Below are 9,291 nucleotides of genomic sequence, written 5' to 3'. Positions count from 1 at the left end.
TGATTAGTATGAATCATAAGGGTTACCTTTTTACGATTTAGATTTCAGTGATTTCACCCTCTATCTAAATCGGTAACCCTTCCCTTTTTTGAAGAGGGAATTGTCAGATCAGATCTGAACTAATGCATATAAAGGGTCACAGTAGGAATGCCGGTCACCCGGCACCCCCTGCGCAGATCCGTACATGCACTGCTAGCGCATACGGCTCCTACCTTAAGTATTTGACGCCAAACCGCTGCTCCGGCCATGGGTGAAGGACTTTGACCCTTGGGAACACAGTATTTACAAAGGCTCCAAACTTTTTCCAGTTCAGGCGACTTCGTTGACTGCGTCGCTTTAGGGCTTTGTACCATATTTTCTGCACTGCGGTTCTGAAGGCATTTATCCTACGGCTATTTCCTGGTACAGCGAAGTAGTTCATGTGTCCTTGAATGACACGTTTTAACCACTCCAACTGTTCCGACACAGCATTATGCCTGTGCTTCAGAAGATAGGATTTAATGCCTTGCAGCGTTGCTCGCATTCTTTTCTTGCTGGTTTCTCTAACGACAGTAAAGCGCCCACTACTTCGGGTCACACTACAGAAGTGGGTGAAGCCGAGGAACTCAAAGGTTTCTGGCTTTCCTGCTCCCAGCCTCTGCAAGTCATTCTTGGCAAATCGCCCAAAACGAATAAGGCGGGTTTTATTCTCGTGTAGAGATAGCCCGAATCGTTTTAATCGATTACCGAGTTCTTGCAGAAAGCTCTGTGCCTCCGATTCCAGCTGGAAACCCAACACACTGTCGTCAGCGTAGCGCACAACAATAACCTTGCCCTGCGCATTCCTTTTACGCCATTGATTAACCCATAGATCAAACACGTAATGCAGATAAATGTTGGATAGCAAAGGTGATATCACTGATCCCTGCGGCACACCTGCCACGCTTCGGACATGCCGACCATCGTCGTCATAGTGCCCTACTTTTATCCACTGTTTTACCAAACGGATAATGCGTTTGTCTTTCACCCGGTGCTCTAAAAACCTGATTAGCCATTCATGGTCGACCTGATCGAAAAATTTTCGAATATCCAGATCCAGCACCCAATCCACAGGATTTCTTTTGATTCCTACAGTCAGTGCATCCAGCGCATCGTGTTGGCTTCTCTCAGGGCGGAACCCGTAAGAGAAACCGAGGAAATCTTCCTCGTAAATCCCCTCCAATACCTTGACTACAGCCTGTTGGACAATTTTGTCCTCCAGACACAGGATGCTCAAGGGGCGTTCGCTCCCGTCAGCCTTGGGGATAAAGATCCTTCGGGCTGGACGAGGCCGATAACTCCCTTTACGCAGCTTTTCGTGCAAAGCTTTCAGCCGGGCATCCAGCTCCTGCTGATAGGACTGCCAAGTGACGCCATCCACCCCCGCCGATGCGTTTCGTTTCAGTTGAAAGAAGCTTTCCTTCAGCAGGTTCAGAGTGAGGTGGTGAAACAAGGCAGTGAATTGTAAGCGACTGTCCTTTGCCGCTGCTTGACGTATACCCGGCAGGTTGGACGAGGTGTTAGTCCGACTCTGAGTCCGGCCACCGACACCCTGCTGGATATTCCTCTTGGCCAGGCCACTTTCCTCCACAACCTCCGCCACAGGAGACCCTGCTTTGTTCGGCTGCTTCTCGGGTACTATTAGCCTGTCCGACTTCCTGCCGACGACAATAGGCGTATGGTTATTAACCTTCCCCATTGCGTCTCCCATGGCTATTACAGGAGAAACCAGCAGGATCTCCCGAGTTCCGCACAAGATGCGTACCTGCATGCACAAGGTCTACGACTGCGCGAGGTCCGTAAGCTACTTGCGATTTAACGCAGCTTAAGGTTTTGCTTTCTGTTCCAGTTAACGACATCGGCACCTCGAACTATTTGATTTCGCAGCTCAATACTCAGCCTACAGGCACCCCTGTCAACGCTTCACCGGACATCTTACGATAGCAGGCGCATGACTCGGGGCTGGGGCGATTCGCTAGTCTTACCCCACAGGGACTTTCACCCTTAACATCTTGCCGATTTATCTCGGCGCACTAACTGCTCAAAAAACACTGGCAAGTCAAGGCTCTGAGGTCAACGTACTGGCTGGCTAAATCATATACCCTTCTGTGTATGCAGCTTCCCCAACCCCTTCATACCGAACCTGTCAGTGGTGAGGTTCGATCATTTATTCAGGCCCAACTCGACAATCTCGAGCAGCAGCGCCTGCTCATAGAAAAACTGCAGAAGGAGGTTGAGGCGCTTAAGGATGAAATCCGTCACTTGAAAAAGCTCAAGGGCAAGCCTCGTATCCGCCCGAACACCCCCGATCAGTCTCAGGATGATGAGCCCAGGAAAGCCGACGAGCAGGACACGGCAGAAACATCCGGTAACAACCGGCCTCCTAAAGCAAAGCGACAGAGCAACCGACGTCGGGGCGAGACATCAGCACCCCAGAAGCAGGTGAACCAGGAAACCTTCTGCCGTCTGGATGGGGTTCAGCCAGATTGGCGGAACAAGGGCTACCGTGATTTTTACTTCACCGAGCTTTCCCTGTCGTTTTCTACCACCCGATACCGTCGTGAGTGCTGGCGGACTCAAAGCGGGGAATTTCTGACCGCGCCGCTGCCATCCCATGTAAAAAGCCATTTTGGCGATCAGCTCAAAAGCCATGTTCTGGATCTACACCACTCCTGCGGTGTCACCCAACCGCTGCTGCTGAGCTGGCTACATGACCACGGTTGCCGGGTGTCAGAGGGAACTCTCAACAGCCTGCTGACCGAAGGGTATGACCTGTTTCATCAGGAGAAGGATGACATGCTTGAAGCGGCCATTGCCTGTTCCCGCTACCTCCAGGTTGATGATACGGGGGCGAGGCACAAGGGAAAAAATGGCTACTGCACGGTAATCACCAATGATTACTTTACCTGCTTCTCCAGCACAGGCAGCAAGAGCAGGGTCAACTTCCTCACCCTTCTTCAAGGGCGTCGCAAGTGTCACCTGCTCAATACGACGGCTATTGAATATATGAAAGAGGTTCGTATGGCGGACCAGTGGGTTCGTTGTCTGGAAAACTTTGGAGAGGTTCACTTTCTGAATGAAGCCTCCTGGCAGGCCTTTCTTGATGATCTGAACCTGAAGGCGCCCCGGCAGAGGCAACTGGCGACAGAAGCCGTTCTCAAGGCGGGGTTGATTGAAAACGGCTTCCCTCCCACCATGGTGATCCACAGTGATGGAGCCAGGCAGTTTGACACCGCCTTTACTCACAGCGGCTGCTGGTATCACGCCAGCCGACCTCTGGCCAAATTGATCCCGGCCAATGCCAGGGAAAGAGCCGCCAGGGACTGGGTGGAGAACGTGTTCTGGCAAATCTACGATGACCTGGTCGAATACAGGCAGCACCCTGACCGGCAGAGGCAAGAAGCCATCCGCAAAGGGTTTGACGATTGGGTCACCACTCAGGTTGACTACCCTGAACTTCGAGCCGTCCTGGGCAAGCTGATGGTCATCAGGGAGTCGTTATTAAGGGTTCTGGACTGCCCGTGGCTGCCACTGCACAACAACCTGAGTGAACGCCAGATCAGGGAGTATGTGAAAAGGCGGAAAATCAGTGGGGGAACGCGCAGTGCCCTTGGGCAGAAATGCCGGGATACGTTTGCGAGCCTGAAAAAAACGTGCCGCCAGCATGGGGTCTCATTCTCAAAATATCTTCTGGACAGACTCTCTGGAGCAATGCGGGTACCCCAACTTTCCGAATTGATCAGAGGCGCAGCGAGTATGAATCATCACGCTATTGCCAGTGGATTTTGAGCAGTTACCAAACAACCTGAGTAGTATACGAAGCTCTGCCCCAGGGTTATTCAGGCTCAGGCAGCCTGTTTAAAGTACATCTGATCCGGTGTGTTGTCATTCAGCCCCTGATGGGGGCGCTCTGAATTGTACAGTTGAAAATAGCCCTTCAGCTCTTGCTTCAACTGGACTGCATTGTCGAAGGCTTTCAGGTAAACGCACTCATACTTTACACTGCGCCAGAGCCGTTCAACAAAAATATTATCCCGGTAACACCCCTTGCCATCCATGCTGATCTGGACTCCCCGCTCCTTGAGAACCCCTGTAAAGGCGTCACTGGTAAACTGACTGCCCTGGTCACTGTTGAAGATTTCCGGTGCTCCATAGCGATCCAGCGCTTCTTCAAGGGCATCCACACAGAAATCCGCATCCATGGTGTTGGACAATCGCCAAGCCAGAACACGTCGGCTGTACCAGTCCATAATGGCGATCAGATACATGAAACCGCGCTCCATGGGAATATACGTCAAATCGGTCGCCCACACCTGGTTGGGGCGGTTGATCGTTACCCCCTTCAGCAAATAGGGGTATATTTTATGCCCCTGACCAGGCTGGCTGGTTCTGGGCTTCGGGTAGATGGCCTCCAGCCCCATTTGCCTCATCAACCGTTGCACCCGCTTGCGGTTGATCTTATAGCCCAGTCCGCACAGATAGGTGCGCATCCTGCGTGACCCGTAATAAGGCGTTTTCAGATACTGCTCGTCAATCAGGCGCATCAACGGCAGGTCCTCAGACAGGTCTTTACAAGACTGGTAATACACTGATGACCGTGTGACGCCGAGTATGCGACACTGCCTGACAATTGAGATATCCGGGTGGTGGCGCTCGACCAGAGAAACGCGCTGGCTTTTCTTCAATGATCGAGCTTGCGTGCTAAAAAATCCCGTTCCACCGTCAGCTGACCGATTTGGCGATAAAGGTTGTCGACCTCAGCCTGATGGCCTTTCCCCTGGTTATCCCCCTTGGTGTCAAACAGTTCGGAAGCTCTCTCCTGCAACAGTCGCTTCCAGGTACTGACCATGGTTGGGTGTATCTGGAAACGAGCAGCAATTTCTGCGGTAGTCTGGTCGCCTTTGATGGCCGCAAGGGCAACTTTGGATTTGAAGCTGGAACCGTAATGTTTGCGTTTTTTGCTCATGATCGCATCATCCATTTTGTTATGGATCAGAGCTTACACTACTGTCTGATATATGGGGACCATTTCAAACTTCGTTGTCTGAGCAGAATTTCAACTCTTCCGTTACCTGGCATTCACCAAATCGAATGGAAAGTTCTGTAAGGCCAATTTTATCCCGTACAATACCGCAGACATCACACTTATCGTGCAGGGTTTTATCGTTGTTCATGAATATGTCAATTCCACTCTGGAAGGTCGAAGGCAAGGATGGAAAGTGTGAGTTCTCTATTCGGATCGTCTTCCTCCTAGATATCTTCGCAAACCATTATATTTGGCTTTGGATTTTTCTTCTGCTCTTCATTGAGGGCGACAACCTGAGCTGTTTGAGTTGTTGGGGTTAGTTCACCAATACCTACAAATAAAGTTGCAAGGTAATCCGCAAGTTGCACGGCCAGGGACTGTGCTCCGGTCTTACTTCTTTTTCCAGATATACCCGTTACAGGCTTAACGATGTCATTCTCGTAAACTTCAATTTCGAAGAGGGCAGCGGTATGTGCTGTTTCAGGGTCTGGCGTTTCAAGTATTTGCCCAGATCCAGGAGGAGCGGATAAAAGATCCTGTGCACGCTGGTAAAAACCACTGATCAATTGATGGTATTTATTGTTTTTATCATATTCCCCTCCACTATAACGAATTTTAAAACTGATCAAGTAAGGGTTATCTTTATTAGGAAAAAGAAATAGCTTTTCCGTTGCAATCAATTTTGGCTTTAACATCCTCATGTCCTTGTTGGAATGGTGGTTCAAAGAGTCACTATTTTTAGGTTTTTATAGGTTGCCTCGTCCCTTTCCAGACTTGTTCCCTGTTGTGCTTGGAAGGAGAGGGTTACACTCAATCACAACATATTTTTCCTCCTTCATAGTATGAAGCTGAGAGGTATGAGAGACCGGACGTGTCTTTCTATCATCAAAAGGGCTCCAGACATAAACATCCAAGTCCCCCTGACTTTCCTTCAAGGCATTTAAGTTTTCTATTAGTTTTGATATTTTCACAACAATTTTTACACCTATTGATTTTTTTCAGATTTTAACAAGTTACGGGGTTCTTATGCGTAGGGGTGGAAAATTACAATTATTTTGTCATGCTTCCGTCACTTCACGAGAATCTTCAACAGAGTGGTTACTATCGGATACCTGGTAAATGTGACCTGTTTCAGGACTCCCCCTGTCTTGGCTGACAAGCGTAGGTCGAATCCAGATAATTTTTTTCTTTTTCAGCTCTTCACCGTATGGCTGCTGTCTCCAGTGTCCTCGCCGCCAATGAGGTCTGATACTGTTTCTGTCAATATGTTCTGTTGGCTGCTTCTTTAAATTCAACCCACATATTTTCAGTTTGGTATATCCCATAGAAATTAACTGCGATTTTGCTTTCTGTTTTTGTTTTCTATTAACCGCATTATTTAGTTTATCTAGCAATGCTTTTGGAGTTTTCTCAGGCCACTGCTCTACAATATCATCAGAATATCTTGAGGTGTAGCATATTGTGTTGATTATGATATTCAGTGCTTTTTTGAATACATCAAATCCTGATAGAATATCATCTCTTTCTTTTTTAGATGATTCTTTGTTTTTGTTTATAACACCTACTTCTACACCACCGCAAAGTTGTTGAATTCCAGTTTCTGGAATTGAATCATCCTCTTTATTTGCTTCAAGTTGGTCTTGCAATGACTTTTCAACTAACAGATTAAATGTTTTAGTTGTGTCGGAACGGTCTAATGCCATGTAGTAATATATGTCTCTATTGAATATCCACTCTTGTTTATTAGCGTAGTTCCAGTTTTCTTTTTTGGTTGTCAACACTACTTGCAATGGGAAGTTATTGTGAGCAAATACATAAGCACCATCGACATAAGACCCATCACCAGAAAGCTTTAGACTATTAATCGTTCCAAAGCTTATATAAAAACACTCATAAGGAAAATCAACAGCTTCCAATGGAATTGATCCTACATCTGTCTGTAAGAACTCTTCAATTATTTCATCACTGAGGTGAAAAATATTTCGGCCATAGCTACAAAATGAGCTGTAGTAAGATGCAATTGATGGCTCTTTCATTAACCATTTTATATCAGTGGGTCTTTTGGTTCTCTCGATAGTATCTAGTTCTCTGTTATAAAAATTTATAATCATGTTTGTAACAGATTCAAGATATTCGCTTTTAGGTGGATTTAATCCATTTATAGTGTGATAGGCAGAAAAAACCATTTTGGCAAATGGTCTTGTTTGCCTATATCTTTCTGGGTGATATCTTAACAGCTTGTTTTTTGAAACTTCCATTTTATATCCTTTTAATCAAATGATAGTGTCCTGCATTTCAGGCTCATGATGACAACTGTACTCTCTATCACCAAATACCTCATTATGGCAACGCTCATTTGACTCAGTTATTTTATTCGCCTGGTATTAATCCATCGTAAATCTCTGGCAAATGACCCCGTAGAGAAAGACGCCGCAAAGCACAAACAAGCATCAAATTTTCACGATTTTTATCCCCGTGAAAAGGTGGTGATCGCCAGTTTCCTCGGGGAGGAAAACCAATGATTTTTTTAATCGTTTTAGGTAGAGCATGAAGCAAGCCCCATTGATCAGGCAAATCCTTCTCAGTAACCAGCCCTGGAGGTGTCAAAAAAAAACGCCAGTCACCCATACCTTTTTCTGGTTCTTTCCTGAATACTTTTTTCTTATCGGCAAGAAAGTCAGCTCGCGATGTTTTGACCTCAATTAGAATTGAAATCCCATCTTTCCAGCCAATTGCATCAGGTTGCTCTTGGTTAAGACTTCGGAATGGATCGCGTATCACAACCTTACACCCTTGGCTCTGAAGCCAATTTTCAGCTCGTACTACCAACTGATCATGCAAAGACAATTGTTTCCTTAGCTCAACATTAGGTTCTGTACGCTCTATAGACGAAGCCGGTTCAGTGTCTGCCATCACTGTCATCCATCAGTTTTTTATTTTTGTGATATTCATTTCAGGCTACCGTGTACCTTAATAGATATTAGCGATGACACTAATGATAGCGGCAACCTTTAGAGCACCTACAAAGGCTACCACCAAGCGTTCCAAGCCATGCCAAAATCCTGTCTTATCCAGAAAGAGTCTGGTGATAGTCCATACAAACACAAAAAAAGAAGCGAACAGCAGCAACTGCATCAGATGGAAGGTTTCAAAGCCATATTGCATCAGGGCTGCACCAGTCATCACTCCGATTGCAAAGTTCACAGGAATGGCCGCTTTATGGTGGGGTGAGAACCAGCGAAGGCGGAAAGGTTCGTGTGTTGGGGGTATATAAAAAAGTGCGTCAGGGTTGTTTGTAGGCTCGATACCAGGTTTATTGCGAAGCCAAGGCAGCAAAGCTTGCCAGAATGCTGATATAAACATCAGCACAATGATTGATGTTGAATAGGCCACGGCAATACCAATGAGGCCCGAGAATACAAGCATTTTTTTTATTCCCCTATTTTATTTAATGCTTTTCTGAGTAGATGATATTGAATAGAAAAATAAAATGATTGCATATTAAGTTATAAAATACGCCATTTATCAGAATAGTGAAATAAAATTGGCGAGTGTGGATGAAATAACTGAATATCATACGTATTGGTTAAATTATTATTTGAAAAGGGTTTCTGTATGAGAAAAGTCACAGTATTGTTTCTTATGATAATATTTCTCCAAGGGTGTCATCAATTTTCAAGCAGATATAGCAAAGACTTTTCTTTATGTTCAAAGCAATACATTGAAGAATATTTAACTTTAAAAAATGGGGGTGTCCCAAAAACCAACTTTTCGGACATTCGTTTGTGGCTGTCTAGCCCATCATTTAAACAGCATATCGGTTACTACAGAAAGGTTCTGTTTAAGAGCTTTGAACCTGGTTACAGAGGAAACGAGGTTTCTGTTGATGTTGAATGTAGAATTTATCAAGAAGAAAAAAGTGGAAGTCTTTTAGTTGTTTCAATATATAGAGATCATTCTCTTGTTGGAGGAAGACTAAATAGAAACCACTATGTATCTGGCACAAAAAGTGGCGATGAATTATTTGGACGAATTTTAGGAGACGGAAGTATATCAAGACTTAACCGCTCTAAAGATAATATCATTAAATATATTAATACTAGCATACAGGCTACTTATTTGCATTAGTTCAGATCTGATCTGACAATTCCCTCTTCAAAAAAGGGAAGGGTTACCGATTTAGATAGAGGGTGAAATCACTGAAATCTAAATCGTAAAAAGGTAACCCTTATGATTCATACTAATCA

9 protein-coding genes are annotated in these 9,291 nt (G+C 45.6%); 2 read left to right on the top strand and 7 right to left on the bottom strand.

What is annotated here, in order from left to right:
- Positions 1-208: 208 nt before the first annotated feature.
- Positions 209-1,789 (bottom strand): group II intron reverse transcriptase/maturase, encoded by a 1,581-nt coding sequence (ltrA, locus tag ACNRUY_RS24990; protein WP_488114389.1) that lies wholly within the window; start codon positions 1,787-1,789, stop codon positions 209-211.
- A 341-nt stretch (positions 1,790-2,130) separates the two neighbouring features.
- On the opposite strand from ltrA, the gene ACNRUY_RS24985 reads away from it, so the two are divergent.
- Entirely contained in the window at positions 2,131-3,807 is a 1,677-nt protein-coding gene (locus ACNRUY_RS24985; RefSeq protein WP_488114388.1) for an IS66 family transposase, read from the top strand.
- 56 nt (positions 3,808-3,863) lie between these two features.
- On the opposite strand, the gene ACNRUY_RS24980 is transcribed toward ACNRUY_RS24985, so the two are convergent.
- The 6 genes from ACNRUY_RS24980 to ACNRUY_RS24955 form a co-directional block, all read right to left on the bottom strand.
- A protein-coding gene (locus ACNRUY_RS24980) for an IS3 family transposase (protein WP_488114387.1) occupies positions 3,864-4,984 on the bottom strand; the annotation gives its coding sequence in 2 pieces (ribosomal slippage) (positions 3,864-4,714 and positions 4,714-4,984; 1,122 coding nt in all).
- 64 nt (positions 4,985-5,048) lie between these two features.
- Positions 5,049-5,192, bottom strand: coding sequence for a hypothetical protein (locus ACNRUY_RS24975; protein WP_488114386.1), 144 nt, complete (start codon positions 5,190-5,192; stop codon positions 5,049-5,051).
- Between the two features lie 76 nt (positions 5,193-5,268).
- Entirely contained in the window at positions 5,269-5,739 is a 471-nt protein-coding gene (locus ACNRUY_RS24970; protein WP_488114385.1) for a hypothetical protein, read from the bottom strand.
- A 363-nt stretch (positions 5,740-6,102) separates the two neighbouring features.
- Entirely contained in the window at positions 6,103-7,302 is a 1,200-nt protein-coding gene (locus ACNRUY_RS24965; protein WP_488114384.1) for an AcrVA2 family anti-CRISPR protein, read from the bottom strand.
- Positions 7,303-7,414: 112 nt separating this feature from the next.
- Positions 7,415-7,957, bottom strand: a complete 543-nt coding sequence (locus ACNRUY_RS24960) for a hypothetical protein (RefSeq protein ID WP_488114383.1) — start codon at positions 7,955-7,957, stop codon at positions 7,415-7,417.
- A gap of 57 nt (positions 7,958-8,014) precedes the next feature.
- Positions 8,015-8,470: a hypothetical protein gene (locus ACNRUY_RS24955; RefSeq protein ID WP_488114382.1), complete on the bottom strand. Its 456-nt coding sequence runs from the start codon at positions 8,468-8,470 to the stop codon at positions 8,015-8,017.
- A 189-nt stretch (positions 8,471-8,659) separates the two neighbouring features.
- Between ACNRUY_RS24955 and ACNRUY_RS24950 the strand changes: the two genes are divergently transcribed.
- Positions 8,660-9,172: a hypothetical protein gene (locus ACNRUY_RS24950; protein WP_488114381.1), complete on the top strand. Its 513-nt coding sequence runs from the start codon at positions 8,660-8,662 to the stop codon at positions 9,170-9,172.
- Positions 9,173-9,291 lie beyond the last annotated feature (119 nt).

The organism is Endozoicomonas sp. Z74, from assembly GCF_057680865.1.
This window is presented reverse-complemented; position numbering and strand designations above follow the sequence as displayed.